At 63.2% G+C, this 24,610-nt stretch carries 28 protein-coding genes; all 28 read right to left on the bottom strand.

The genetic code is table 11. The features are described from left to right. Positions 1-507: 507 nt before the first annotated feature. The 28 genes from AC1DLV_RS19955 to flgB all read right to left on the bottom strand — a co-directional run bounded on the left by AC1DLV_RS19955 (position 508) and on the right by flgB (position 24,542). A complete protein-coding gene (locus AC1DLV_RS19955; protein WP_476801660.1) occupies positions 508-810 on the bottom strand; it encodes a hypothetical protein in 303 nt (100 codons plus the stop codon). A gap of 212 nt (positions 811-1,022) precedes the next feature. Next, positions 1,023-2,666, bottom strand: coding sequence for an MFS transporter (locus tag AC1DLV_RS19950; RefSeq protein ID WP_476801659.1), 1,644 nt, complete (start codon positions 2,664-2,666; stop codon positions 1,023-1,025). A gap of 295 nt (positions 2,667-2,961) precedes the next feature. Further along, positions 2,962-3,228: a flagellar biosynthesis protein FliQ gene (gene fliQ / locus AC1DLV_RS19945; RefSeq protein WP_067958500.1), complete on the bottom strand. Its 267-nt coding sequence runs from the start codon at positions 3,226-3,228 to the stop codon at positions 2,962-2,964. Continuing rightward, positions 3,225-3,641 (bottom strand): flagellar hook assembly protein FlgD, encoded by a 417-nt coding sequence (gene flgD / locus AC1DLV_RS19940; protein ID WP_476801658.1) that lies wholly within the window; start codon positions 3,639-3,641, stop codon positions 3,225-3,227. The genes fliQ and flgD overlap by 4 nt, the downstream gene beginning before the upstream one ends. Continuing rightward, positions 3,641-4,081, bottom strand: a complete 441-nt coding sequence (flbT, locus tag AC1DLV_RS19935; protein ID WP_476801657.1) for a flagellar biosynthesis repressor FlbT — start codon at positions 4,079-4,081, stop codon at positions 3,641-3,643. The genes flgD and flbT overlap by 1 nt, the downstream gene beginning before the upstream one ends. Beyond that, positions 4,078-4,425 carry a flagellar biosynthesis regulator FlaF gene (gene flaF / locus AC1DLV_RS19930; protein WP_476801656.1) on the bottom strand — a complete coding sequence of 116 codons (348 nt, stop codon included), beginning with the start codon at positions 4,423-4,425 and terminating at the stop codon, positions 4,078-4,080. The genes flbT and flaF overlap by 4 nt, the downstream gene beginning before the upstream one ends. Before the next feature lie 25 nt (positions 4,426-4,450). After that, positions 4,451-5,494, bottom strand: coding sequence for a flagellar hook-associated family protein (locus AC1DLV_RS19925; RefSeq protein WP_476801655.1), 1,044 nt, complete (start codon positions 5,492-5,494; stop codon positions 4,451-4,453). Positions 5,495-5,498: 4 nt separating this feature from the next. Beyond that, the gene (flgK, locus tag AC1DLV_RS19920; RefSeq protein ID WP_476801654.1) at positions 5,499-6,950 is read right to left on the bottom strand and encodes a flagellar hook-associated protein FlgK; all 1,452 of its coding nucleotides are present in this window, start codon (positions 6,948-6,950) and stop codon (positions 5,499-5,501) included. Between the two features lie 33 nt (positions 6,951-6,983). Beyond that, a complete protein-coding gene (locus AC1DLV_RS19915; protein WP_476801653.1) occupies positions 6,984-8,240 on the bottom strand; it encodes a flagellar hook protein FlgE in 1,257 nt (418 codons plus the stop codon). A 65-nt stretch (positions 8,241-8,305) separates the two neighbouring features. Next, positions 8,306-8,974 (bottom strand): response regulator transcription factor, encoded by a 669-nt coding sequence (locus AC1DLV_RS19910; RefSeq protein WP_476801652.1) that lies wholly within the window; start codon positions 8,972-8,974, stop codon positions 8,306-8,308. Positions 8,975-9,189: 215 nt separating this feature from the next. After that, positions 9,190-9,780, bottom strand: coding sequence for a transglycosylase SLT domain-containing protein (locus AC1DLV_RS19905; protein ID WP_476801665.1), 591 nt, complete (start codon positions 9,778-9,780; stop codon positions 9,190-9,192). After that, positions 9,710-10,990, bottom strand: a complete 1,281-nt coding sequence (gene fliK, locus AC1DLV_RS19900; protein WP_476801651.1) for a flagellar hook-length control protein FliK — start codon at positions 10,988-10,990, stop codon at positions 9,710-9,712. Before fliK ends, AC1DLV_RS19905 begins: the two co-directional genes overlap by 71 nt. Further along, positions 10,987-12,318, bottom strand: coding sequence for a chemotaxis protein MotC (locus tag AC1DLV_RS19895; RefSeq protein WP_476801650.1), 1,332 nt, complete (start codon positions 12,316-12,318; stop codon positions 10,987-10,989). The genes fliK and AC1DLV_RS19895 overlap by 4 nt, the downstream gene beginning before the upstream one ends. Further along, positions 12,315-13,601 (bottom strand): MotB family protein, encoded by a 1,287-nt coding sequence (locus AC1DLV_RS19890; RefSeq protein WP_476801649.1) that lies wholly within the window; start codon positions 13,599-13,601, stop codon positions 12,315-12,317. The genes AC1DLV_RS19895 and AC1DLV_RS19890 overlap by 4 nt, the downstream gene beginning before the upstream one ends. Further along, the gene (locus AC1DLV_RS19885) at positions 13,598-14,218 is read right to left on the bottom strand and encodes a hypothetical protein (protein ID WP_476801648.1); all 621 of its coding nucleotides are present in this window, start codon (positions 14,216-14,218) and stop codon (positions 13,598-13,600) included. Before AC1DLV_RS19885 ends, AC1DLV_RS19890 begins: the two co-directional genes overlap by 4 nt. Further along, positions 14,218-15,858: a flagellar basal-body MS-ring/collar protein FliF gene (gene fliF / locus AC1DLV_RS19880; RefSeq protein ID WP_476801647.1), complete on the bottom strand. Its 1,641-nt coding sequence runs from the start codon at positions 15,856-15,858 to the stop codon at positions 14,218-14,220. The genes AC1DLV_RS19885 and fliF overlap by 1 nt, the downstream gene beginning before the upstream one ends. Positions 15,859-15,984: 126 nt before the next feature. Next, on the bottom strand, positions 15,985-16,872 hold the full coding sequence (locus tag AC1DLV_RS19875) for a flagellin N-terminal helical domain-containing protein (RefSeq protein ID WP_476801646.1): 888 nt from the start codon (positions 16,870-16,872) through the stop codon (positions 15,985-15,987). A gap of 352 nt (positions 16,873-17,224) precedes the next feature. Beyond that, entirely contained in the window at positions 17,225-18,112 is an 888-nt protein-coding gene (locus tag AC1DLV_RS19870; protein ID WP_476801645.1) for a flagellin N-terminal helical domain-containing protein, read from the bottom strand. Positions 18,113-18,389: 277 nt separating this feature from the next. Then, on the bottom strand, positions 18,390-19,121 hold the full coding sequence (gene fliP / locus AC1DLV_RS19865; RefSeq protein WP_476787896.1) for a flagellar type III secretion system pore protein FliP: 732 nt from the start codon (positions 19,119-19,121) through the stop codon (positions 18,390-18,392). Next, positions 19,118-19,612, bottom strand: a complete 495-nt coding sequence (locus AC1DLV_RS19860; RefSeq protein WP_476801644.1) for a flagellar basal body-associated FliL family protein — start codon at positions 19,610-19,612, stop codon at positions 19,118-19,120. Before AC1DLV_RS19860 ends, fliP begins: the two co-directional genes overlap by 4 nt. Before the next feature lie 7 nt (positions 19,613-19,619). Next, positions 19,620-20,324, bottom strand: coding sequence for a flagellar basal body L-ring protein FlgH (flgH, locus tag AC1DLV_RS19855; protein ID WP_476801643.1), 705 nt, complete (start codon positions 20,322-20,324; stop codon positions 19,620-19,622). Then, entirely contained in the window at positions 20,321-20,920 is a 600-nt protein-coding gene (locus AC1DLV_RS19850) for a MotE family protein (RefSeq protein WP_476801642.1), read from the bottom strand. Before AC1DLV_RS19850 ends, flgH begins: the two co-directional genes overlap by 4 nt. Before the next feature lie 3 nt (positions 20,921-20,923). Further along, a complete protein-coding gene (locus AC1DLV_RS19845; protein WP_476801641.1) occupies positions 20,924-22,153 on the bottom strand; it encodes a flagellar basal body P-ring protein FlgI in 1,230 nt (409 codons plus the stop codon). Beyond that, positions 22,150-22,623, bottom strand: a complete 474-nt coding sequence (gene flgA / locus AC1DLV_RS19840; protein ID WP_476801640.1) for a flagellar basal body P-ring formation chaperone FlgA — start codon at positions 22,621-22,623, stop codon at positions 22,150-22,152. Before flgA ends, AC1DLV_RS19845 begins: the two co-directional genes overlap by 4 nt. Positions 22,624-22,628: 5 nt before the next feature. Further along, positions 22,629-23,417 carry a flagellar basal-body rod protein FlgG gene (gene flgG, locus AC1DLV_RS19835; protein ID WP_476801639.1) on the bottom strand — a complete coding sequence of 263 codons (789 nt, stop codon included), beginning with the start codon at positions 23,415-23,417 and terminating at the stop codon, positions 22,629-22,631. Between the two features lie 11 nt (positions 23,418-23,428). Continuing rightward, entirely contained in the window at positions 23,429-23,740 is a 312-nt protein-coding gene (gene fliE, locus AC1DLV_RS19830; RefSeq protein WP_476801638.1) for a flagellar hook-basal body complex protein FliE, read from the bottom strand. Further along, complete coding sequence (gene flgC, locus AC1DLV_RS19825; protein WP_476801637.1) at positions 23,740-24,156, bottom strand: flagellar basal body rod protein FlgC; 417 nt, start codon at positions 24,154-24,156, stop codon at positions 23,740-23,742. The genes fliE and flgC overlap by 1 nt, the downstream gene beginning before the upstream one ends. 5 nt (positions 24,157-24,161) lie before the next feature. Then, positions 24,162-24,542 carry a flagellar basal body rod protein FlgB gene (gene flgB / locus AC1DLV_RS19820; RefSeq protein ID WP_476801636.1) on the bottom strand — a complete coding sequence of 127 codons (381 nt, stop codon included), beginning with the start codon at positions 24,540-24,542 and terminating at the stop codon, positions 24,162-24,164. Positions 24,543-24,610 lie beyond the last annotated feature (68 nt).

Raw genomic sequence — 24,610 nt, 5'->3', positions numbered from 1 at the left:
CCGCAAGGCCCGGGCTTGGGGGCTCATCACCCAGCAGGAGAACCGACCTCCCACCAGCCCGGCACCGGCGCTTCCCCCCGAGCCCGGTGCGCACCGGGGTCCCGTGGAAGATCGCGAGATAATGATACGGCAGGTTTTCAGGGCGTGGAAAAGAGCACACGGCTATCCACGCGGCATGCTGACAGACTTCCTGACAAGGCATTGGAAAAACGAAGCAGGTAACAAGGCGAGCAGGAAGAGAACTGAACTCGCTATCGCAACAGTAAAGCTGTGGGATAACGTGTGCTTTCGACCCGAAACGGAAGTTCGCCTGACGCGAGATGCTCGCAGCGGTTGGCGTCGACATGCGCACGCTGATCGCCTTCGACGGGCACTGAGGGGGCCGTTTTCCTCGGCCGGCCTGGAGAATCTCTCCACGCTTTGGTTTGTTCTTTATCTTTGTTACCCGGGCGCGTAGCCCGGTCAGCCCGGCCGGGTGGTTGCTCGACCGGGCAAGATCATTGAAAACTACTTCTTTGTGGCGTGAATGATGATGGATCCCATGGAGACTTTTGGCGCATCCACATTAATGCCTGCGGCATTCTTCGAGATCCACTCTTTGGCAAGGCGGACACTCTCTTCGGTGCCGGCCTTGTCGAGGCATACTGTCATCGACAGGCCACCTTCGCCATCACTACTGCGGGCCAGAGTGTAGCTTTCAAACCCTTTGACCGCTCGCATAAGCTTTTCAACTTCTTCCTTGCGCTTTTCCAGCAGTGAAAACAGCTCCTTCGCGCCCTTGCCCGTATAAGTTCTTACAACGACATCCATGATGGGTTCCTCCTGGGAATGCGTTCATTGCGTACGCACATCGTGAAAAGCATCGATCCAAACTAACGGCTCCGGTCCAGCTTGACCGGTATCTTGATGGTGCTCCCATCTCTTGAGTATTACAACATGCTAATATTAAAGCGAAGACCCGAGGATCGCCCCGCGGGTACGGCGGAACATCGGCCTGCCACTGGGATGAGGCTGTCCAATCCTCAATGCAGTTCGATGTGGCCCTTGTGGGTGCCAAGGGCTGCGGCGAGGCTGGTGGGGCGCTCGATGAGGCGGTGGACGCGTGGCGGCTGGGCGCCGCTGTGCAGTGCCCTGAGCTTGTCGCCGATGACGGCGTCGGCGTGGGTGGCGCGTTGGTTGTGGCGGATATATTCGAGCCAGGTCGGCGTGTGGTAGCTCTCGACCCAGATTTCCGGGTTTTCGAGGTCGCGTGACAGCGTCCAGTTGCGCGCGCCGTCTCGGCGGCGGACACGGCGGCGTTCGGTCATGGCGTCGAGGAAGGCGCTGACGTCTTCCTCGCGGATGATGAATTCGATCGTAATGACGATGGGGCCGCTGCGGGGCCTGACATCGAGCGCCAGATGCGGTTCGCGAAAACGGTTGAGCGGGTCGAGGTTGAGAGCGGTATGCTCTGGTAGCGGCAGCAGGAAGCCAATCGCAGCACCGACCAGCATGACGATGCCGGCGGCGATCAGGGCTGTCGCTGCGCCGTTGCTTTCGGCGACGAGACCCCAGATCCAGCTGCCGAGCGCCATGCCACCGAAGGTTGCCATCTGGTAGATCGACAGCGCCCGTCCGACGACCCAGCGCGGCGTCGACATTTGCACGGTGATGTTGAAATGCGAAAGCGCCAGCACCCAGCAGGCACCGCCGATGAGCAGGCCTGCGCTGGTTACCCAGGCGTTCGAGCTCCAGGCGGCGATCCAGCTGCACAGGGCAAAGCCGAGGAAGGCCGAACGCACGATGGCTTCGCTCGACATGCTGCGGCGGATGCGGCCGGAAATCAGCGCACCCCCGACTGCGCCGATGCCGAAGGCACCGAGCATGACACCGTAGGTGAGCGGGCCGCCAGCGACGAGGTCGCGGGCAACCAGCGGCAAAAGCGCCTGGATGACGACGGCAGTGAAGCCGAAGGCGAAGCTGCGCAGAAGCACCTTGCCGATGTTGGGCGACATGGCGACATAACGCAGGCCCGCTCCCATGGCCTGGCCGAGGGTTTCGCGCGGCAGCGGGTTGGCAGGATATTGCGGACGCCAGCGGAACAGAACGAAGATGATCGCGAAGTAGCTCAGCGTGTTGACGGCGAAGGCGGCCGCAGCACCTGCGGTGGCGACGATGATGCCGCCGATAGCCGGGCCGACGCTGCGCGTCATGTTGAAGCCCATCGAGTTGAGCGCGACCGCCGCCGGCATGACCGGACGGGGCACCATGTCGCCGACCGATGCCTGCCAGGACGGGTTGTTGAGGGCCGTGCCGCAGCCGATGAGGAAGGTGAAGGCGAGCAGAAGCCACGGCGTGATCAGACCGAGATAGGCGGCCAGCGTCAGCAGCGCAGAGACGGCAAACATGAAGCATTGCGCGGTCAGCATGACGCGGCGGCGGTCGTAGCTGTCGGCAAGCGCGCCCGATGCCAGCGAAAACAGCATGATCGGCAGCGATATCGAAGCCTGGACCAGGGCCACCATGTCGGACGAGGTGGCGATCGAGGTCATCAGCCAGGCGGCGCCGACCGACTGGATCAGGCTGCCGAAATTCGACGCCAGGCTGGCGAACCAGACGGAGCGGAAGATGCCGTGCTTGAACGGCTCGAGTGCTGAACCCTGCTCGTACTGGTGGTCGTCGTCCATGCGTTGAAGCCGGCTGGGCCGGGTGCCCCCGTTGAATGAATCGTTGTTGGACGACTAGACCATGATCAGGGGGCGGGGTGAACCGATTTATCTGGAACTGACATGGTCCAGCAACGGTTTCGGCTGCGGTCCCCGGTGGGTTTCAGGTGAGGCCGGTCTGCAAATGGCGGATACCTGCGCTTCCGGTGCTCACGTACTCGAATGTACGCTCCGCTCCGGTTCTCGGCATCCACCATTTTCGGCTCGGCCTGACCTGAAACGGCGCGAGCCCAGGCCAAGGTCCGCACAGTCCGGGTTAGAAGCCGTTTTCGATGCGCTCGAAGATGACGTTGGTGAAGCTCGAAATCTGGGCGCCGATGAACGGGCCAGTGAGCGCCACCACCAGGAAGATGGCGACGATCTTGGGCACAAAGGTGAGGGTGATTTCCTGGATCTGGGTCAGGGCCTGGATCAAGGCGATGCCGACGCCGACCAGCATCGCCGCCGCCACCGCCGGCGCAGACGCGGTCAGCACGGTCCAGATGGCGAACTGGACCAGGTCGAGCGCGTCGGCTTCGTTCACGCGGCCGAAGCCTTGACGGTGACGCCGGGCGCCATGGTGACCTGCTTGCCGTCGGTGAGCACGGCAATGACGCCGTCCTTGGCGAGACGCACTTCGGCGACCTTGCCTGAGGTCTTGCCATCGGCTGATGTGACCGTGCGCCCGATCAGCGCGTCGGCCTGGGCGAGCGCGGAGGACTGCAGGATCTGGTCGAGCCGCGAATTCATCTGCACCGACTGCTCGACCTGGGAGAAGGTGGCGAGCTGGGCGACGTATTCGGTCGAGTCCATCGGCTTGGTCGGGTCCTGGTTCTTCATCTGCGCCATGAGCAGCTTGAGGAAGGACTGGTAATCGACAGCGGCCTTGGCGCCGGACGACGACTTGGTGCCGGTGTTGGCGCCGACGGGCGGGGTGGTGGTGAAGTCGATGGGCATCAGAAAGTGCCTCCGGCGGCGATTGAGCGTTCGGCTGGCTGCTGGTCGTTGCCGGCCATGGCGCGCTGTTCGAGGGGGTAGAGAGAACGGAGCGTCTTCAACGCCTCGTAGACATGGTCTTCGGAGACGAGGCGGTCGATGTGCTTGAGGCTCGAAAGGATCTCGGCATCGTCGAAGGTGGCGAGCAGGAGCGGCAGCGAGCGGCGGAACATGTCGCGCGCCTCGACGGCCCCCTGGGGATCAACAAGCATCACCTGCAGGATGAAGTAGAGCTGGCGCAACGGTGTCGAGGCCTGCTCGGGCTGCAGGACATGGCTTTCGAGCAGGAACTGCGCGTCGTTGAGCAGCTCAAGCGCCGCCTTGCGGTCGATGCGGACGACAGCACCGTTGATGTAGATCTTTTCGTTGGCCTTCAGCGAGATCTTCAGCGTGTTTTTCATTGGATGCCGTCGCGGATGATCTGCGAGACCTCGATCAGGCCTTCGAAATTGTTGGTGCGGCCCTGGCGGATGTCTTCGCACTCGCGCAGCAGCCAAAGGCCGATGGAGATGAGGTTGGCGCGCAGCTCCTTGGGCAGCGCGTTTTCGGGGCTGCCGAGGTCGTCCAGCAGCGACGTCCACACACGGTTGGTGAACATCAGCGCGTCGATGGCTTCCCTGGAATTGGGCCCGACTTCGCTTGCCTTGGTCAAAAGATCGATCGAGCGGCTAAGGAGCTGGCGTTCGCGATCCTTGGCCTCGGCGACCGAGTCATCCTGGATATCGGCATAGGAGAATTGATACATATGCGTCCCGTTCGTTGCCGTCAGGTCAGAGGAATTTCATCAGGCTAAGCTGCTGAATCCGGGCGGTCAGTGCGTAGGACTTTTCGATCATCGAGATGAGATCGGTAACACGTGTCGCCGCCCGTTCGGGGTTCACGCCCTCGGATTTGAGGATGTAGCCTTCGTAGAGGTCCTTCTGCATTTCCAGCCGCTCGGTGGCGGTGCTGACGCGCTGCTGGACGATGCCGGTCCTTGCTTCCAACTGGCCGATGTCGCTGACGGCCACGCCTATGGTCGCGATGCTTCGGTCGACGAGTGCCGCGCGGGCCTCGTTGCCGACATTGCTATCGAGCAGGTCGCCCATGACCGCCGAGATCATCGCGATCTTGCGGATGCCCATCTCATTGGCGCTGACCGAGCTTTCGGTCGTCTCGTTCAAGGTGATGCGGCTGGTGATGCCCTGATCGGTGGCATTCGAAAACGTACCCTGCCAGCCCGCGCCGAGGAACATAGGCTCGACCTTGGTGGTCATGAAGCTGTCGATCTGGGCAGCGGTGATGTTCTTGGCGGCCGGGTCGTTCTGCGTGAAGCCGAAATGGGTCTGGAAGGCAGTGTCAAACGCCACCTTGCCCGGCGAGCCCGGCTTGAAATCGTTGAACGGCTTGACGTCGGTGTTGGTGCCGGCAAACAGATATTCGCCGTTGTAGCTGGTGTTGAGCACCGAGGTCATGGTGGCGAGCGTGGAGCGCGCGGCGTCCCGGGTCTGACCATAGGTGGTGTCGCTGGAGGAACTCGTGGTCAAGCTGGAAAGCAAGGTCTGGGCCGACTTGCCGAGCTGCTTGAGTGACTCCTGAGTCATCGACAGGCGCGACGACACCAGGGCGTTGGAATCGACGATGCCACCCAAACGTTCGTGGTCGCGGTTCAAGGCGACCGACTGTGCCGTGCGGGCGCCAAGCGCCAGCCCGGTGTCGGCGACGAAGCCGGTGGTGGCCTCCTTCTGCGCCTTGATGAGCGCCGACTGCTGGCGCATCATCGAATAGCGCAGCGCGTTGGTAACGGCCGAAGTGGAAACGAAGGTGGTTTTCATTGCGCTACCTCACCGCTGCCAACAGGGCACTGAGCATCTCGTCGACAGCCTTCATGAGCCTTGCCGAGGCCTGGTAGGCGTGTTCGAGATCGAGCATCAGCGACATCTCGATGTCGACATTGACGCCCGTTTCGCTGGACAGCGCTTCGGCCGTACGAACTGCCAGTGCCTCCTTGGTCTGGGTCGCGCTATCGGCCTGCTTGCGCATGCCTTCGAACCAGCCGATCGAATTGGTGGTGAAGCTGCTGAGGCTCGAGTTCGCGGTGATGCCGGCAGCAGGGTCAAAGACCATGGGTTGGTCGATGCGATTGCCGTAAGAAATCAGCAGATCGGCGTAGGACGCGTTGTTGGCTGTATTGGCGACGTAGGAGGCGCCGTTGATGCCGCCGTCGCGCAGAAGCTTCGGATTGCCGCCCACGGTCGGGTCAACAGCCGGATTGATCTTGATCTGGCGCGCGAGACCATTAATCAGCGTGCCCGCCGGAACCGCTGGACCGCCCGACCATGTGAACAGGCCGGCCTGATCGGCGAGGCCGGGAGCCGTCTCGCGGAATGCGGTGATGAGGCCGCGCGCGGTCTCGTCGAGCTGTGACTGCATGGTGTTGGCGACGCTGTCGCGCAGCTGGACCAGACCGGCGAGCTTGCCCGCCGCATCGGTGTTGGCGCCGGTGCCTGGCTGGATCGGCACCCCGTCGATATAGATCTTGTTGCCGGCCATGCCGGGCGCAAAGCCAGGCGTCTGCTCGAAGGTGACGGCGCGCGGCACGGTCTCGAACAGGGTTGCGCCCGAGGTCGTGGTGATGACCATGTCGTTGTCGCCACGCTTGAAGGTCGAGATCGGCACGATCTCGGAAATCTTCTTCAAGATGGCATCGCGCTGGTCGAGGGAATCGTTGACGTCGCGCCCGGTACGCGTGCCGGTCATGATGAGCTTGTTGGCCTGCTCGAAGTCGGCCAGCAAGGTGTTGAGGTCATCGACCGCGGTGGCGATTTCGCCATCCGCCTCGGTGCGGATCTTCTGGATGGCATCGGTGCCATCGTTCAGCGAGCGCACGACCTGGCGGGCGGCATCGATCGCCGCCGTGCCGAGGTTTTCATTGGAAGGTGCCGCCGCATAAAGCTGCAGCGCCTGCTGGAATTTGCCAAGCACGGCCGCTGGCGAACTCTTGTTGTCGGAGCCGTTGACGTCGAGGGCCAGCTTCTGCAGGCCTTCGAAGAGCGTGTTCTGGCCGGAGAAGTCGGCCAGAGCTGATAGGTTTTGGCGAAACAGAAGTTCGTTGGTCGCCCGCTGTATCTCGATGACGCGCGCACCGGGACCGGTGCTGGTGAGCACCGCCGTGCGGCGCGCGTAATCGGGGTTCGATGCATCCGCGACATTGCGGGAGACGGTGCTGGTCTGCCGCGACGTGTTGCGAAGCGCAGATTGAGCGATGCTAAGGGCAGATGACAACGACATGCTGGATCTTTCGCGGAATGAGGCCCGTCAGTCCTATCGCTTCAGGTTGACGAGGATATCCATGAGGTCCGCTCCGGTTTGGAAGACCTTGGAATTGGCGGTGTAGTTGCGCTGGGACTCGATCATGGCGGTGAGTTCCTCGGCGATATCGACGTTGGAGTTCTCGACAGCGCCGGAGACCATCTTGCCGCGGCCGCCCGCATCGGCGAAGCCGATCTGGACATCGCCGGAGTCGGCGCCTTGCGAGAAGACGTTGCCCGACTTCTGGATGAGCCGGTCAGGGCTCGCCACGTCGGCCAGCGGAATCTTGAACAGCGGCTTCATCGAGCCGTCGGCGTATTGAGCGTACATGGTGCCGTCGGTATCGAACTGGACGCGCTCGATCGTGCTCGGACCGTTACCGTCGGTCACAGCCTTGGTGACCGTGTATGGCGAGGCGAGCTGGGTCATTTTCGACATGTCGAGGGTCATCGGCGCGCCACCGGGCACGGTGAACGACAAAGTGCCCCCGGCGGTCAGCTTGCCGGTGGTGCCGTCGAATGTGAGGGAGTCACTGTCGAGGAGACCGCCTGCGGCGTAGGGGAACGACGAGGTGCCCGTTGCTGCCTTCGACTGGTCGAAGACGGCCACATCCCAAGTATTGGCGCCTGTCTTGGTGTAGTAAACGTCAAGTATTTTCTTGCCGCCGAGATTGTCGTAGACCACCATCGAGGATTTCGCGGTGTAGGTCGCGCCTGCGGCGTTGCCGCTCGGAAGGGGCGGGGCCACAACGGCAGCATCGCTCGGCAGGTTGGCTGTGAAGATGCCGTTCTTGGTCGGCAGCGCGGTCAGTTCGGTGGCGGAAATCTGGACCGGCACAAGGCCTTCAAAGCCGTTGGCAGTGGCAGCCGGAACGCCGTTGGCGTAACTGTAGCCCATCAGCTGGTAGCCGGCGGAATTGATCAGGCGGCCCTGGCCGTCGGGAACGAAGGAGCCGGCCCGTGTCAGGAAAGGCGAGCCTGATGCGTCGCGGACGACAAAGAAGCCGTTGCCGTCGACAGCAAGGTCTGTGGTCGACGTGGTGTATTGCAGCGCGCCCTGCTTGCTAATCGAATTCAGCACGTTGGTGGTGACGCCGCCGGAATTGTAGCTGCCGGGCGTGCTGGGCAGAACCAGCGACGAGAATTCGGTATAGGCGCGCTTGTAGCCGGTCGTGCTCGAGTTCGCGATGTTGTCGGCGACCGTCGACAGCCGGTTTGCTTGGGCAGCCATGCCCGAAACACCGGTTCGCATCATTCCGTAAAGGCTCATCGATGGTCTCCTCAAATCTCATGCCACGATAGGGAAGCTACGCGGCATGTCTTGCGCGAGGCTGATCAGACGACCAGCCGGTAACCGAGGAAACGTTTGGAATCGATCGGGTCGTGGCCAAGACGCTCGCGCAGCTTCTTGCGCAGCTTGGAGATGTGGCTCTCGACGACATTCTCTTCGACTTCTTCGTCGAACACGCCGTAGATTGCGTTGAAGACTTGGGTCTTGGTGACGCGACGACCGCTGTTGCTTGCCAAATATTCCAGGATGCGGCGCTCGCGGCGCGGCAGCGGCATTGGCTCGCCATGGATCTCGGGGTCGCGGCCATCCATGAAGATGCGCATGGCGCCGATCTCGGTGAAGCCGGTGTCTTCCTGGGCGCGGCGGCGGATCGCCGAGATGCGGGCCAGGATCTCGCGGATATGGACAGGCTTGCGAATGACGTCGTCGACGCCGGATTCGAAAAGCTTGAGCGTGTTTTCGAGATTGTTCTGCTCGCTGAGCGCGATGACCGGCGCCTTGGAGCGGTCCCGCAACTGACGAGGAGAAATCAAACCCTCGCTGCAGTCGCCGATAAGGAAGGCGCGAACCGAACGCAGATCTTCCTCAGGAGCGCTGGTGACCCATTCGCCGAATTCGCCGGAGCGGAAACCCGCGCAAGCCACACCTTCCCGGTCAAAAAGTGAATTATATCCTTTGGTGACGAGCTCTCGCTCGTCGACAACAACAATCATCGGCCCCGCCTTCCGAATCAGAAATAAATGCCCCGTTAACCAATCGGTAATGGGTCGAGACGAAGGCGACCAATCGTGAATTCTTGCCGCTATTTTTTGGGGAGTCAGGAATCGCATGGGTTGAACCGGCTGCACGACATGCGTGCATCCGGATTCAGCGCTTTGAGGACGGCGGGTGTCTCGGCCCGTGACCGGTTCAATATGGCGTGGGCCGCCTAGGGGTTGCAGAAATTCCGGGCGTTTTCGGTCCAGCGGCCGAAGCCGGTGGCGACCATATTGGTGATGACGCGGCAGACATAACGCTTCTGAGCGGGGTCGTTGTTTGGGCCGGCGTGATAGCGGGCGACGGCCATCGACCAGGACTCGTGGCGGCTGTGAAGACTGACCAGAAAGCGCGCGGCGTAGTCGACATTGCGACGGGGGTCGAGCATGTCGCGGACTGAACGAAACTCGGCCGCGTGATAGCGGTGGTTTATCTGCATGCAGCCGAGATCGATCAGGGTCTTGCCTTCGCTGCGGGCAGCTTCAAAGGCCGCGAGAGCCTCGGTCTCGTTTCTGGGAAAAACTGCTTTTCCTTCTATATTCAATGCGTTGGGTTGCAGACTGCCCTTCTTGCCAGTCTCCGTCAGGCCGACTGCGTAGAGGATGCCGACCGGCACGCCATAGCGGTCGGCGGCGCGCAGGATCTCTGGCTCGCAAGGATTTGCAGCGGCTAAGGCCAGGCCAGTTGCAGCACTAGATATAGCGGCTGCTGCCAGGGCGATCAGTGCGAGGCGGCGAGATGTTGTGCGCGTTACCTTCTTCATTTGCCGATCTCCCGCCAGGACGTCCATTGCCTGAATTGCCACCTTCGCTACCTGTTCCGTCCGACTGGAAGGACGGTTGGTCGCGACCGCTGGCACCGCCGGATGGGGCACCGCCGTCACTGCGTGGTTGCCCCGATTGCGGTTGAAGGATGGTGACGCGATCGACATCGAATCCGAGGCCGCGCAGCGCTGTATTGATCGCTTCGCGGTCGGCGGAAAGCCGATGATAGGCTTCGGCATTTTCAACTTCGATTTCAATCGAGAGTTGCTCTCCGGCCAGGCGCAAATTGGCTGTAACCATGCCCAACTCGACCGGACGCAGCTGGATCTTGAGGACCTGTGCGGCGGGCGCATTTGTGGTGCTGGCCTGGAGCTGCTGGACCGCACTTGCGGCTGCGGTGTGGCGCGTTGCGTCGGAGGCGATGGCAAGGGCGAGTGCGCCTGCCGTGCTGTTGGCACCGGAGGCGGCAGGAGCCGGGATGGCTTGCTCTGATATGACGCTGACTCGGCTTGCAGCGGTGGGCTGCTCGGCCTGTTTTGCGGGTGTCGGGCGTGCCGGCTTGTCGGCTTCGGCAGTTTCCGTGCTTGCCGCGCCCGCCGTGGCGGACTGCGCTGTGACAGGTGTTTCAGACATGGGTGCCATGCCGGGTGGCAAAGCCGAACCGGCGGAGGCCGCACGCGCTGACGCGCTGCTCACGACCAGAGCAGAACGCTCGGTGTCGGTCATGTCGCCGCCGGGCGTTGCTGCGACATCGCTGGCCTCGGCGTCAGCAGCATCGGCCAAGCCTGCATTGGCCGGCTGGCTGGTCGCCTTTCGCAATTCGCTCAAGGCAAGCACCAGCGGCAAGGCGGCATCGGCCGACATGTCGGCCGAGGTCACGTCCTTGGCCGACGTGTCGGGGAGTTCAGCACCTTCGGGCTGGCTGGCTTCCGCCGACGTCTCGGTGGTGGCCGGATCGGTTTCGTCCTTGGCATCGGCAACGCGTGGATCACGCGCGGCGAGCTGTTCGGCGAGCTTGTGCAGCCCCTTTTCGCGCGACGCGTCCGGGTCGGCGGCCTGCTCCTTCGACTGCCGTTCGCCTTTTTGCGGCGACATCAAGGTGCGACCGAAATCCGCCTGCTCGTCGTTGCCTGCCGGAGCGCTGCGGTCTGCCGCCGATGGATGTCTGGCTGTCGGGCTCACCAGCGCAGCGGTAATGCCGTCGGTCATTTGGGAGAGCCTCCGAGAAGTTCGTCAATGGATTCGAGCGTACGGCGCGCTTCGATGATCTTGGGGTCTTCAGCCTCGGCGGGTTCTGGCTTGGTCAGTGGCACGACCCTGGGTGCCGTGGCGATCGCCGGTTCCTGGAACGCGGGCATTGGCTGTGCCGCGGGAGCCGCCTCTTCGACGGCATCGGGAACCATCGGATCGGCCGGAGGCGATGCAAGGTCGAGCGGTGCTGGCGGCAGATCCTCGATGTCAATTGGTTTCGGCTTGCTTTCCGGCGAGGCCGGTACCGCCGAGGTCATTTCGGTGGCGACCGCCTCAACGGCGTCGAGCAAAGCGCGGTCACCCTTGGACAGCTTGTCGCGGTCGATACCGCCAAGCATGCCCAGCATGTCGGCAGCATTGCCTGACGTGACCGCCGAAAGCCCGGAATAGAGCTGGGCACGCGGGTCGGTGTTGTTGCTGCCGTCGCGGCCTTGCTCGGCCCTGGCGGCCGCGAACGCCGAGAGCTCGGTCAGGCCGTCGATCGCAGCGCGACGGGCGATACGGAGATAGACGACCTTCTCTTGCTCGGCATCCATCATCGCCGTGATCTCGGCAATCGAGTCGAGATTGACCGAGGCGTGCAAGGTGACGACGCCAGCGACAAAGGCATCGGCGAACTGGCTGGCATAGGGTGAGCGCAGATAGTTGCGGACATATTGGGTCGAGGTGCGCAGGAAGCGGCCACCGTCATCCACCCGGCTGGCGAGCGTCACCGAACGGCGCAGTGCTGCTTCCTCCACCAGCGTGCCAGGGCTCAAAAGGCGAGCCTGGTCAAACAGCTTCATAGCCTTTTCGGGTTCATCGGCGATGCTGACCGACCCCTTGACCAGGGCAAGGAAGGCGCCCAGCTCGGAGATCTGCGTCAGCGGATCGATCGAGGCGAGTGCTTCGACCGCGCCCTTCGGCTTGCCCCTGAGATAGTCGATGATGCCTTGCGCAAGCGCGCGGTCGGGCTCGTCGAGGGTGAGCCGCGACAAGACCTGTTCGATGGTCAGCGGATTGCCGCCGCTCATGGCGTAGATGAGCAGGGCGCGAAAATTCTTGGGGTTCTTGAATGCGGCTGTACTGGCCGTGCGCATGCGCTCGTCGGTCATTTCGAGCAGGCGGCGCTGCAGCGGCAGCGAAGCCTGGTCGCCACCGGCAATGCGGTCCTGCAAGAGCTGCAAGCAGCGCACGAGCTGGTAGGGTTCTAGTGCTGGCGCTTCGCTGGCCATGGCGCGCCCGGGCACGCCCGCAACCAGCAGGGCGATGAGGGCAGCACCTGAAAGGGTCGCCGCCAGCCTCATTGAGGCTTCTCCAGCAGGATTTCAATGCGCCGGTTGGTGGCCGAAAAGGGCTCAGCCGAGTCTTTCAGCTTGCGGTCGGCGAAACCGGCGACCTCGACGATGCGCTTCTCGTCGAGCCCGGCGCGGGCCAGCATGTAATAGGCCGAATGGGCGCGCGCGGTGGACAGGCGCCAATTGTCGTAGCCGCCGCCGCGGAACGGCCTGGCATCGGTGTGGCCGTTGATCGAGACCAGGCCTTCATGGGCCGAGATGGTCTTGGCGATCTTTTCCATGGCAAGCACGAGCTGCTTGCGCGGCACGGCAGAACCGATCTCGAACATGCCGAAGTTGAACTGCTCGGTAACCGAGATGACGACGCCCCTGTCGGTGGCGACGACCGAGACGCCGTCGGGCAGGTTTGGGCCCGACTTGATGGCCTCGGCGAGTTCGCGCCTGATGGCGTCGGCGTCCTTGATGGTGTCCTTGCTCGGCTTATCGTCCTTGGGCTTGTCGGCTACGGTTTCGGTCGGCTCCGATTTGGGGGCATCGCCGGGCTTGGCGCTTTCACGGGCAAGGGGTGTTGCTTGTTCGGCTGCCTTGGACGAGGGCTCGGCGGCCTTCACAGGCTCCGACGTGTCAGAGCGCGCGGTCTTGTCGCCCGGCTTTGCCGGATCGCCTTCGATCGCGGCGCGCTCGGCGCTGGCCTCGGCCGCGGGTGTTGCGACCTGCTCGGTCCAGAAATCGGGTGCGAAGGGATCGCGATAGGCTTCACCGCCGGTAGCACCACTCGATGGCCCGGCACTTTGCGCTCCGCCTTCGCCGCGTTCGGAGACATTGGCCTTGGTGCCGGTCTCCTGGGCGATCTCGGCGAGAACGGCATAGGGGTCGTTGAACAGGTGATCGTCTGAACGCTTGACGGAATCGGCGGAGTCGGCCGAATTCTTCTCGGTCGACGGGCCGGCATTGCCGCGGCCGTCGGTGCCGGCCTTGCCCGAGGCTTCCTGCGGGGTCTCGGCCGTCAGGCCAACGGAGTTGGGGCCGTCGCCAAGCTCTTCGAGCCCCTTGCGACTGGCGTTGCGGTCGACAAGCTTGACCGGATTGAAATAGCTCGCGACGGCCGCCTTGGTCTGTTCGTTAGCGGCACTGATCAGCCACATGACCAGGAAGAAGCACATCATCGCCGTCATGAAGTCGGCGAAGGCGATCTTCCAGGCACCGCCGTGGTGGCCTTCATCGTGATCGGAATGGGCACGCCGGACGATGATGATCTCGTGGCGCGGCTCGCCGCCGTCAGTGGCAGTCATGGCAAGGTCTCGGAAAGGGCCGAAGACCATTCGCCGAGACGGGTCTCAAACAGGTTGTCGTCGATCGAGACGCTGAGATCGAAGCCTGTGGCCTCGATGAAGTCGACATTGGCGGCGCGCTCGCCCAGGGCCGTTGCCAGCGCGTCGAACAGGAACTGCGGGCCGCTGACCTTGATGCGCACCGCATCGCGGTCGGCGCAGGCCGATATGACGGCATTGGCCAGGGCGTCGATGGAGCGGCTGCGGATGTCGTCGCTGACCAGGCCGGCGACAATGCGGGCGGCGGCATCGGTGGAGAGATGGACGAGGCGGGTCTCCATCTCGCCGATGCGCATGGCGATGGCAGAACCTGCATCGGCACCGAAGCGGGCGCCGAGCTCGGCGATCTCGGCGGCATGGCGCTGGCGCTCGGCTTCGAGGGCCGCCTCATGCGCCTCGCTCAGGCGCGCGGCCAACCCGGCCTCGGCCTGGGCGACGGCCTCGGCGACGATCGCCGGGATGTCCGGATCAGGCACGGCCTTGGGGTAAGTATTTGCGGCCGGCGTTTCGAGGTCGGGCCCGTTGGGAGCCAACGGCGCGAAATCGGTCAGCCTTTCGAAAAGCGCTGCAATCGACATCAGGCGGCTACCTCCTTGGCAGCCCATTTGCGCAGGATCAGTGCGGTGCGCTCTTCATTGATGTCGACCATGCGGGCGAGGCGGTCCTGCGGGGCGGGACGCAGCTTGTTGCGCAGATCGTCGATGGCGTTGCTGGGCCGTGATCCGGGCAGGGCGGCCTGCGCCTCCGCCTCAGCCGACGCATCGGGCGTCGGCAACGAACGCTGCACTTCATCGAAGCTCGGTCCGGCGATGGCCGCAGTGGCTGGCTTGGAAAGTGCTGCCGCCATCGGCCGCAAGCCGAAGAAGGCGACGAGGAAGACAACGACGATGAAGGCTGCGGCATTGATCAGCGTGCCGGCATGCTGGCCGACGGAAGCGAGGGCCCCGGGGCTTGCGATCGCTTCGCCGTCGAGGCCGTCGATGAACTCGACCGCCGAGACGTTGATCAGGTCGCCGCGCTTTTCGTCGAAGCCGGTGGCCGAGGTCACCATCTTCTGGATGTCGGCGACACGCGCGGCGATGGCTTCCGGCGTCGCGTCCTTGCCAAGGATGGTGGCCAGGCGCTGCTGGTTGACGACGACGGCGATCGACATCTTGGTCACCGAATAGCCATTCGAGACGGTGGCGATACGCTTCGAGTTCATCTCGTAATTGGTGATCTCTTCCTTGCGGTCGCTGTTTGAATTCGACTGCGGGCCGTCGGTTGCGGCACCTGCTTCGGCGTCAGGCAGGTTCTGTTCGACGGTGGCTGGCGTGGACGACTGCTTCTGGTTGCTGGCTTCATTGGCGCGCACGACCTGGACGGAGCGTTCGACGCGCGATTCCGGATCGAAGATGGTCTCATCGGTCTGACGCGTATCGGTGTTGACGTCGGCCTTGACGCTGGCGCGGAAATTGTCCGGGCCGAGATAGGCAGAAAGCGCGCGGCGGATGTTGTCTTCGATCTGGGTCTCGACGGTGCGCTCGACGCCGATGGAGCGGGCGGCACTGGAATTGCTGGGGTCATCGCCGGCTGCAAGCAGATTGCCGCTCGAATCGAGCACCGTCACGCGTTCTGCGTCGAGCCCGGGGACGGCTGCGGCGACGAGATGGCGGATCGACATGGCGCTCTTGTCGGCATCCAAGCTGGAGGCGCGGATGACCACCGAGGCGGACGGCTTTTGCTCGTCGCGGCGGAAGTTGGCGCGTTCGGACATGACGATGTGGACGCGGGCAGCCTTGATGCCGGAGATCGACTGGATGGTGCGGGCGATCTCGCCTTCCAATGCACGCACGCGGGTGACTTGCTGCATGAAGGAGGTGAGGCCGAGCGAGCCGACATTATCGAAGAGTTCGTAACCGCCGTTGGCGCTGGTGGGCAGCCCCTTTTCGGCAAGCAGCATGCGCGCCTGCGAGGTTTTGCCGGCGGGAACCAGAACAGTGGTGCCGTCGGAGGCGACGTCGAAGCCGATGCCGGCCTCGCCGAGCACCATGCCGATCTGGTTCACGTCGGAGCGTTCGAGCCCGACATAAAGAGTCTCGTAGGCCGGACGGTTGAGATAGACGGACGCCACGCCGATGACGGCGAGGACCAGCGCTGCGATGCCACCCAGAATGGCGAGCCGGCGTGGGCCGAAACTCCTGAGATTGGCGACTATGCTCTGTAGCTGTTCAGGCACGTGCGTAGGTTCCCCGCAAAACTATCCGGCAGACCCTAGACCGCGAAGCTTGCGCGAAAATGATATGGGCCGCGCAAGATGCGCGGCCCATGGCAAATAGATGTCGCTGGTTCAGAGAGCGGCCGATCAGCCCTTGAACAGCGCCAGGATGCTTTGCGAGTTCGAGTTGGCAATCGACAGCGCCTGGATACCGAGCTGCTGCTGCACCTGGAGCGCCTGCAGGCGGGTCGATTCCTTGTTCATGTCGGCATCGACGAGCTGGCCGACGCCGCGGTCGATGGAGTCCATCAGCTTGGACGTGAAATCCTTTTGCATGTCGATGCGCGACTTGGCAGCGCCGAGTTCGGAGGCGCCCGAAATCATCTTACCCAAAGCGCCTTCGACATTGGTCAGCAACGTTGCCAGAGCAGCGTCGTCGGCAGCGGCGGCAACGTCTACCGTCAGAACGTTGGTGAGAAGATCGGCACCTGCGGCAGTGCCAGTAGCATCAGTGAGCTTGATGTTCGTCGTGTCTATGTTGATCTTGCCGATCGTGACGACGCCGGCCGCGTCGCGGTTGAAGGACGATACAACCTGGAAGCCAGTTGCCGAACCCGCGGTAGCGGAGGCGAGCATGTTGGTGCCGGCATAGGTCGCACCCATGGCGATACCCTTGAGCTGATCCACCATGACTTTGATGTCACTCTGATTCTTGGCTCTGTCAGCGGGGCTGGCGCCGATCGACGAAACGACCTTCTTTTTGATATTGTCCGTGACTTCAATGGCCTTGTTCATGGCGGTGTAGGCGGTGTCGACCTTGCCGGAACCAAGCCCGAGCGAGTCCTGCACGACCGAGTTGGCCTGGTTGTCAGAACGCATGGTGGTCGCGATCGACCAGTAAGCAGCGTTGTCGGACGCTTCGGCGACGCGAAGGCCGGTCGAAATGCGCCCTTGCGTGGTCTGAAGCGCCTTGTTGGTGGCGCTAAGGCTCTGGAGTGCCGTCATCGCCGAAGCGTTGGTCATGATACTGGACATCGAATAAAGCCCCCTCTGTGAAAACCCCGCCGCTGCATGCGGCTGCGTACCGGTCGCGGATGCCGTTCGTTGCGCCCGGGGCAGTCGAACCGCATGGCAATTGGTTAACCATAACTAGAGCTTCGTGGTTAACGGCGGATTAAGAGCGTCGGAGGATTCAACTATGATCCGCCTTCTGACGCGGGGGTACTTCTGTAGAGGATGGCTTGCGCCAGGCTCGTCTGGCCGGTGGCAGCTGCGCTTTAAAACGAAAACGGGCCGCACCCTGGGGTGCGGCCCGTTCTAGCGCAAGCGCCTGAGACGGCTCTTAGCTGCTATTCGAAGATCAAAGCCGATCTTCGACGATGGCTGATTAGCCGCGGAAGAGCGACATGATCGACTGGGTATTGGAGTTGGCGATCGACAGAGCCTGGATGCCGAGCTGCTGCTGGACCTGAAGAGCCTGCAGACGGGTCGATTCCTTGTTCATGTCGGCATCGACGAGCTGGCCGACGCCACGGTCGATCGAATCCATCAGGCTCGAACCAAAGTCCTTCTGCATGTCGATGCGCGACTTGGCTGCGCCGAGTTCGGACGCGCCCGAAATCATCTTGGTCAGAGCTCCTTCGACGCCGGTCAGCAGGGTTGCCAGAGCAGTGTCGTCGGCAGCGGCAGCAACATCCACCGACAGAACGTTGGTGAGAAGATCGGCACCAGCGGCAGTGCCAGTAGCGTCAGTGAGCTTGATGTTCGTGGTGTCCACGCTGATCTTGCCGACCGTGACGACGCCGGCCGCGTCGCGGTTGAAGGACGAGACAACCTGGAAGCCAGTGGCCGAACCCGCGGTGCCAGAGGCGAGCATGTTGGTGCCAGCATAGGTCGCGCCCACGGCGATGCCCTTGAGCTGCTCCACCATGACCTTGATGTCACTCTGATTCTTGGTTCTGTCAGCAGGGCTGGCGCCGATCGACGAAATGATCTTCTTCTTGATGTTGTCGGTAACTTCAATGGCCTTGTTCATGGCGGTGTAGGCCGTATCGACCTTGCCGGCGCCCAGGCCGAGCGAGTCCTGAACAACCGAGTTGGCTTTGTTGTCCGAACGCATGGTGGTGGCGATCGACCAATAAGCGGCGTTGTCGGACGCTTCGGCGACGCGGAAACCGGTGGCAATGCGCGACTGGGTCGTGGCGAGGTTCTTGTTGGTTGCAGCGAGAGTCTGCAGCGCGGTCATTGCCGAAGCATTGGTATTGATGGAAGACATGGGAAAAACGCCCCTAAAAATGCGAAATGTACAGGGACATACCGGATCGGCCGGTATGGCGGAGAGGCATCATGCCCATGAGCGCTTCAAGGAAGGTCACCCGCCATGTCCGGCAATCTGGCGGATAGTTGCTACCAAAGCTCTAAGAGGTATGGTTAACCCGCATTAACCTGCTGATTTCTTTTGAAATAGTGCTTCGAAGATGCACAAACGCCCGCGATGGCGCGGGCGTTTGTGGATGGTGCCTTTCGCGCGCCCGTAGCGGACGCGCGGTGATCTAGGTGAAAGATCGCACAAGGGAACCGACGAGCAGGTTCCAGCCGTCGATGAGGACGAAGAACAATATCTTGAACGGCAGTGACACGACCGTGGGCGGCAGCATCATCATGCCCATGGCCATGGTGATGGTGGCGACGATCAGGTCGATGACCAGGAAGGGCAGCACGATCAGGAAGCCGATTTCAAAACCGCGGCGGATCTCCGAGATCATGAAGGCCGGAACCAGGATGCGCAGGTCGACCTTGTCTTCCGACACGGTCTGGCCGCGCTCGCGGGCGAGGTCGGCGAACAGGTTGAAGTCCTTGTCGCGGACGTTGCGCATCATGAAGGTGCGGAACGGATCGGAGATGCGATCTACCGCCTCGGTCTGGGTGATCTGGTTGTCCATCAGCGGCTTGACGCCGTTTTGCCAGGCCTGATCGAAGGTCGGCGCCATGACGTAGAAGGTCATGAACAGCGACAGCGAGATGAGGATCAGGTTGGCAGGCGTCGACTGCAGGCCGATGCCGGTACGCAGGATCGAAAACGCGATGATGAAGCGCGTGAAGCTCGTCACCATGATCAACAGGCCCGGCGCCACCGACAAGACGGTCAGCAGGCCGAACATCTGGATGATGTAGCCGATGGTTGCGCCGTCGGTGTTGCCCAGCGCGCTCAGGTCAAGCTGCTGCGCGCCCGCGGGCAGGGCGGTGCCCGCGAGGATGGCTGCGGTGGCCAGGAACTTTTTCATTCAAACAGCAACGTTCTGATCAGGACTTCCTTGACGTGACCGTCGCTGCGGATCGCGGCGCGTTCGTCGAGGTCGGTCTTGAGATGACGGAAAGCGCTGGCGCCCTGGATCTGATGGATCCTCAGCGTGCGCACGAAGGCGAGCAGGTCCTGGTGGACGCGTTCGGCGAGCTCGGGCGGCTGCGGCGCGTCGAGCACCAGCGAGACCTCGAGGCGCACCCACATGGTGTCGGGTGCTGCGAGATTTGCGGTGATGGTGGGGAGTTGCACCAGCGTGCTGGCAGCTGCGGGCTCGCCGCCCTCCTTGGCGGGCGCAGGCGGTTTGACAGTGTCGGCCGCCACCTGTTCGGCCGGCTTGGCTTCGCCCTTGAGATAGCCGCCGGACAGCCAGCCCATGCCGATGGCCGCCGAGGTCATCATCAGCAAGATGCCGATCTGGATGACCAGTGACGGGCCGGGTTTAGCTGCGGGGGGCTGTTCGACTGCTGACATGACCGACCTAGAAGGGGAGGACCTGGTCGAGGAACTGCTGGCCATAGGGCGGCTGCTGGACCTCGGAGATGCGGCCGCGACCGCCATAAGAGATGCGGGCTTCGGCGATGCGCTCGTAAGGAATGGTGTTGTGCGGGCCGATATCGGTCGGGCGCACGATACCGGCGATGGTCAGCACGCGCAGCTCGGCGTTGACGCGAACCTCCTGCGAGCCGCGGATCATCATGTTGCCGTTAGGCAGCACTTCCATGACGACGGCGGCAACGAGCAGGTTCAGCTTTTCGGAGCGCGCGGTGGCGCCGTCGCCTGTGAACTTGGTTTTCGAGTCGATGTTTCCATCAGCCGAGCCGCTGGTGCCAGCCCCGTCCCATTCGAGGTCGAGGCCCATGCCCAGGCCACGGCTGGACGTGCGCTGGCGCTCGGACTCGTTCTTGAAGCGGGCCTTGTCGTCGATCTCGATCCTGACGGTCAAAATGTCGCCGGGCTGGAGCGCGCGCGGGTCGGTGAACAGGCGGCTCTGCTTGTCCTGCCACAGCGAGAAACGCTTGGGCGGGGCCGAGGGCGATTCAGGATAGCGATACATTGACGAGCTGCCATCCTCGATGCCGGAACCAACCGCCGACATCGTCGGCTCCTTGTTGATTTCTTTGAGGTCGGTGGCACAGCCGGCGAGGCTTGCGAGCATGGCCGCGAGAAGGACTTTTCTGGTCATGTTGGGTCTTCCCGGCGGGATGCGCTTGCCATGATGCGGGTAAGCTCGGCCGCCGACTTGCTTTCCATCTCGTTGAGGATGACGCTGGACTTGCGGGCGTCGAGCTTCATCAGGATGGCGGCGGCGAGGTCGATGTTCATGACCGCCAGGCGCTCAGCGGCGGCATCGGGTTTCATGCGCGAATAGATCTGGACGACGCCTTCTTCGGCGCGGGCCAAAAAGACCTCGCGGCGCTTCAGCCATGTCTCGTATTCGGTCTTGCGCTCCTCGAGCATTGCAATGCGCTTGTCGACTTCGGCCTGGAGCTTCTTCAGCTCTTCGGCCTGAAGCGCGTAGCGGCGGTCGCGGGCAGCGTCCGCGATGTTGGAGCAGAAGCGCTCGACTTCGCTCGGCTCGACCGTGTTTGGCGGGATTGTCGCGGTGTGCTCGGGCGAAACTTGCGGTTTGACCTCGCGCGGCATGACCTGAGTGGGCGTGCCCTGGGCGAGCATCTGTTCGGCGTGAGCCAAGCCGCCGCCGGCAAGGACGATGGCCAGTGCCGCAGCGGGGAGGGCCTGGCGGGAGAACATCTGGAAATGGCTTGTTGTCATGGCCATGGCCTATTGAACCACCAGGTCGGCTTGCAGCGCGCCGGCCGACTTGATGCCCTGGAGGATTGCGATGATGCCGTCCGGCTTGACGCCGAGGCGGTTGAGACCGGCGACCAGCGTCTGCAAATCGGGGCCGTCGAGCATGGCGAGCTTCGAGTCGGGACGTTCCGTCTCGATAACGGTGAAGTCCTCGATGGCGGTCTGGCCGCGCGCGAACGGCTCGGGCTGGACCACGCGCGGCTGCTCGGTGATGCGGACCGTGAGCGTGCCGTGGCTGATGGCGACGCGCGAGATCTTGACTTCGTTGCCGATGACGATGGTGCCGGTGCGCTCGTCGACGACGACCCGGGCCGGGCTGTCGGACATGACCATCAGGTTTTCGAGCTCGGCATAAAAGCGCGCGGTCGACACACCCTCGGGCTTGCGGATGACGACGGTGCGCGAGTCCTGCTCGCCGGCCACGCGCTTGCCGAAACGGTGGCGGGCGTAGTCGTTGACGGCGTCGGCGATACGGACCGCTGTTGAGAAATCGGGATTGAAGAGCTGCAGCGTCAGAACGTTCTCGTCGCCGAAGCGGGCCTTGACCTCGCGCTCGACGATGGCGCCGTTGGGGATGCGGCCGGCGGTCGGGACGCCCTGGATCACCTTTTCGGCATTGCCTTGCGCGGCAAAGCCGCCGACCAGCAGCGAGCCTTGGGCGACGGCATAGATCTCGCCGTCCGGTGCCTTGAGCGGCGTCATTACCAGCGTGCCGCCTGAAATCGCTGTGGCATCGCCGAGCGAGGAGACGTTGACGTCGATGCGGGCGCCGGACTGGACAAAGGCCGGCATGTTGGCCGTGACAACCACCGCAGCGACATTCTTGACGCGCAGGCGGCCGTCTTCCGAGGCGATGCCGAGATTTTCGAGCATGGCGCGGATCGACTGTTCGGTGAAGGGCGAGTTGCGCAGGCTGTCGCCTGTGCCAGGCAGGCCGATGACGAGGCCGTAGCCGACAAGCTGGTTGTCGCGGGATTCCTGTAGCGAGGCGACGTCCTTGATGCGGACATTGATGAGATGCGCGCCGCCGCTGTTGAGCGTGGTCTGCCGTCCGCCGTCACCGGCGCCAAAGGCATCGTCGCCGCCAGCCTTGCCGGCACGTGCTGCCAGCTCGGACGCCGGAACGCCGTCGGGCCCGTCGGCATACGCGCTCTGGAGGCCAAGAACGGCGACTGCCGCGAGCAACAGTCTGCGGATCATATGGCACCCACGTGGATCGAGCCGTCGGCCATGACCGTGCCGCTGAGGACCTTGCCGCTGTCTATGTTGCGGACCTTGACTAGGTCGCCGGCAGCACCCGGTTCAAGCGTGACGCCGGCGGCCGAGATCAAAAGAGCACCCGCAGCGAACACGACCTGGACGGAGGCGCCGCGGTCGACCAGCCAGGCCTCGCGCAGCGCGTTGACGGGAATATAGCGGCCGGGCAGCAGCGTGCGCTTGGCGACCCTGCCGTCGAGCTCCTTGGCAAGCGTCGCGACCGCGTCGGGGCGAACCTTGCCCGGCTTGAGCGTGACTTCCTTGAGCGCGGACAAGGCGATCGCCTCGCCGGGGTAGATGACGCGGTTGGGAACGAGCACGACCTCCTGGTCGGCCGCCTGCGCTGCGCCGCCAAGCATGGCGAACGCGAGGACCGCCGTGCGGATATGGAGGAGGGCGTTCCGTCGCCGCATGATGCTCACCGAATATTCTTGGAGACGACAGCGGCCATTTCGTCGGCTGCCTGGATGACCTTGGAATTCATCTCGTAGGCGCGCTGCGCCGAGATCAACTCGGTGATTTCCTTGACCGGGTCGACGTTGGAGTTTTCCAGGTAGCCCTGCTTGATCGTGGCGTAGCCGGGATCGCCTGGGATGCCGACATTGGCGGCACCTGAAGCTTCGGTTTCCTGGAAGAGATTGTCGCCGAGCGGCATCAGGCCGGCCTCGTTTGCGAAGTTGGCGAGCGTCAGCTGACCGAGCGGCTGGAGCGCTGCCTGGCCGTCGAGCCGGGCGAAGACCTGGCCGGAATTGTTGACGATGACCTCGACCGCATCCTGCGGCACGGTGATCGCCGGGACGACGTTGAAGCCGTCGACGGTGACCAGCTGGCCGGTGGCGTTCTTGTTGAACGAGCCGGCGCGGGTGTAGAGCGTCTGGCCGTCGGCGCCTTCGATCTGGAACCAGCCCTTGCCTGACAAGGCGAGGTCGAACTCGTTGGTGGTGCTGGTCAGGCCGCCCTGGATGTGGACGTTGCGGACGGCCGCCGTCTTGACGCCGAGGCCGATGCTGACGCCTTCCGGCACGATCGCCGAATTGGCGCGGTTGGGCACGCCCTGCAGGCGGTCCACCTGATAGAGCAGATCGGAGAATTCGGCGCGGGCGCGCTTATAGCCGGTGGTGTTGATGTTCGCGATGTTGTTCGCGATCACCTCGAGATTTGTCTGCTGGGCATTCATGCCCGTAGCGGCAATGGCTAGCGCTTTCATCGGGATGTTCCTCAGATGCCCATGCGGCTGACTTCGAGATATGCCGTGACGATCTTGTCGCGGATGGCGACGGCCGCCTGCAGCGCCTGCTCGGCACTCATCACCGCGTCGACAACCTCACGGGTGTCGGCCTTGCCCTGGAGGCCGGAAAGCGAGAGCTGCTCTGCCTTGTGCAAGGTGGCCTTGGTCTGAGCTGCGGCGTCCGCAAGGGCTGCCGCGAAGGACGAGCCGACGCCGCCAGTTGCGGCCGCGCCTGCCTCGGGCACGACGCTCGTCGGCTTGCTCAGTAGTTGCGTGCCGATTGGACTGATGCTGCCGATCATTACTGGCCCCTCATAAGATCAATGGTCATGGAAATGAGATCGCGCGCCTGCTTGATGACCTGCAGGTTGGCTTCATAGGAACGGTTGGCCTCGGTCATGTCAGCCATTTCGATGATGACATTGACGTTGGGCATCTTGACGAAGCCGCTGGCGTCGGCGGCCTCGTTGCCGGGCTGAAATTCCAGCGGAAACGCCGACTGATCATGGCCGATCGAGGCGACCTCGACGGTTGAAGCGCCAGTTGCCCGGTCGAGCTCGGCAGCGAAGCTGACAGTCTTGCGGCGATAGGGGTCGGCACCGGGCGTGTTGCCGGTAGACTGGGCGTTGGCAAGGTTTTCCGAAACGATGCGAAGGCGTTCGGACTGGGCTCCGAGACCGGAGCCTGCGACCTTGAGTGCTGAAACGAGCGGGTCCATCCCTGTCAGGCCTTTGTGCTGAGCATGATCATGCGGTGGAAGGCCTTGACGATGGCCGTGTTGAGCTCGAACGAGCGGCGGACTTCGCCGGCTTTCATGAGCTCGTCTTCGACCGCCACCGTGTTGTCGGATGGCAGGACGGCGTGCTTGGGTTCTTCGGGCTTGACTGCGTAGCCTGCTTCGGTGGCGCCGCCGGTGAGGTGGCCCTTCTGGGTCGACGTCATGGCGACCCGCGAACGGTCAAGCACGCGCTCGAAGGGCTCGATCTCGTTGGTCCGATAGCCAGGCGTGTTGGCGTTGGCGACGTTGCCGGCGATGGTGTTCTGGCGCACCGAAAGCCAGCGTGCCTGCTGGGCGGCCAGATCGAACAGGTTGACGGGGTCCATGGAAATCTCCGAGCAGATTTCCAAACACTATTGCGTCAGTCTTGCGCGGGCCTTGCGCGGCGGCCCTT

It is taken from the genome of Aminobacter sp. 01T433, from assembly GCF_056398585.1.
Note: the sequence above shows the minus strand (reverse complement) of the source record. Positions and strands in the feature narration are given on the sequence as shown.

Excerpts from the sequence above, each read along its gene's own strand:
- AC1DLV_RS19955 (WP_476801660.1), bottom strand. The coding sequence starts at position 810 with ATGGATGTCGTTGTAAGAACTTATACGGGCAAGGGCGCGAAGGAGCTG.
- AC1DLV_RS19950 (WP_476801659.1), bottom strand. The coding sequence starts at position 2,666 with ATGGACGACGACCACCAGTACGAGCAGGGTTCAGCACTCGAGCCGTTC.
- flgD (WP_476801658.1), bottom strand. The coding sequence starts at position 3,641 with ATGCCCATCGACTTCACCACCACCCCGCCCGTCGGCGCCAACACCGGC.
- flbT (WP_476801657.1), bottom strand. The coding sequence starts at position 4,081 with ATGAAAAACACGCTGAAGATCTCGCTGAAGGCCAACGAAAAGATCTAC.
- flaF (WP_476801656.1), bottom strand. The coding sequence starts at position 4,425 with ATGTATCAATTCTCCTATGCCGATATCCAGGATGACTCGGTCGCCGAG.
- AC1DLV_RS19925 (WP_476801655.1), bottom strand. The coding sequence starts at position 5,494 with ATGAAAACCACCTTCGTTTCCACTTCGGCCGTTACCAACGCGCTGCGC.
- flgK (WP_476801654.1), bottom strand. The coding sequence starts at position 6,950 with ATGTCGTTGTCATCTGCCCTTAGCATCGCTCAATCTGCGCTTCGCAAC.
- AC1DLV_RS19915 (WP_476801653.1), bottom strand. The coding sequence starts at position 8,240 with ATGAGCCTTTACGGAATGATGCGAACCGGTGTTTCGGGCATGGCTGCC.
- AC1DLV_RS19910 (WP_476801652.1), bottom strand. The coding sequence starts at position 8,974 with ATGATTGTTGTTGTCGACGAGCGAGAGCTCGTCACCAAAGGATATAAT.
- AC1DLV_RS19905 (WP_476801665.1), bottom strand. The coding sequence starts at position 9,780 with ATGAAGAAGGTAACGCGCACAACATCTCGCCGCCTCGCACTGATCGCC.
- fliK (WP_476801651.1), bottom strand. The coding sequence starts at position 10,990 with ATGACCGACGGCATTACCGCTGCGCTGGTGAGCCCGACAGCCAGACAT.
- AC1DLV_RS19895 (WP_476801650.1), bottom strand. The coding sequence starts at position 12,318 with ATGAGGCTGGCGGCGACCCTTTCAGGTGCTGCCCTCATCGCCCTGCTG.
- AC1DLV_RS19890 (WP_476801649.1), bottom strand. The coding sequence starts at position 13,601 with ATGACTGCCACTGACGGCGGCGAGCCGCGCCACGAGATCATCATCGTC.
- AC1DLV_RS19885 (WP_476801648.1), bottom strand. The coding sequence starts at position 14,218 with ATGTCGATTGCAGCGCTTTTCGAAAGGCTGACCGATTTCGCGCCGTTG.
- AC1DLV_RS19875 (WP_476801646.1), bottom strand. The coding sequence starts at position 16,872 with ATGTCCAGTATCATGACCAACGCTTCGGCGATGACGGCACTCCAGAGC.
- AC1DLV_RS19870 (WP_476801645.1), bottom strand. The coding sequence starts at position 18,112 with ATGTCTTCCATCAATACCAATGCTTCGGCAATGACCGCGCTGCAGACT.
- fliP (WP_476787896.1), bottom strand. The coding sequence starts at position 19,121 with ATGAAAAAGTTCCTGGCCACCGCAGCCATCCTCGCGGGCACCGCCCTG.
- AC1DLV_RS19860 (WP_476801644.1), bottom strand. The coding sequence starts at position 19,612 with ATGTCAGCAGTCGAACAGCCCCCCGCAGCTAAACCCGGCCCGTCACTG.
- flgH (WP_476801643.1), bottom strand. The coding sequence starts at position 20,324 with ATGACCAGAAAAGTCCTTCTCGCGGCCATGCTCGCAAGCCTCGCCGGC.
- AC1DLV_RS19850 (WP_476801642.1), bottom strand. The coding sequence starts at position 20,920 with ATGGCCATGACAACAAGCCATTTCCAGATGTTCTCCCGCCAGGCCCTC.
- AC1DLV_RS19845 (WP_476801641.1), bottom strand. The coding sequence starts at position 22,153 with ATGATCCGCAGACTGTTGCTCGCGGCAGTCGCCGTTCTTGGCCTCCAG.
- flgA (WP_476801640.1), bottom strand. The coding sequence starts at position 22,623 with ATGCGGCGACGGAACGCCCTCCTCCATATCCGCACGGCGGTCCTCGCG.
- flgG (WP_476801639.1), bottom strand. The coding sequence starts at position 23,417 with ATGAAAGCGCTAGCCATTGCCGCTACGGGCATGAATGCCCAGCAGACA.
- fliE (WP_476801638.1), bottom strand. The coding sequence starts at position 23,740 with ATGATCGGCAGCATCAGTCCAATCGGCACGCAACTACTGAGCAAGCCG.
- flgC (WP_476801637.1), bottom strand. The coding sequence starts at position 24,156 with ATGGACCCGCTCGTTTCAGCACTCAAGGTCGCAGGCTCCGGTCTCGGA.
- flgB (WP_476801636.1), bottom strand. The coding sequence starts at position 24,542 with ATGGACCCCGTCAACCTGTTCGATCTGGCCGCCCAGCAGGCACGCTGG.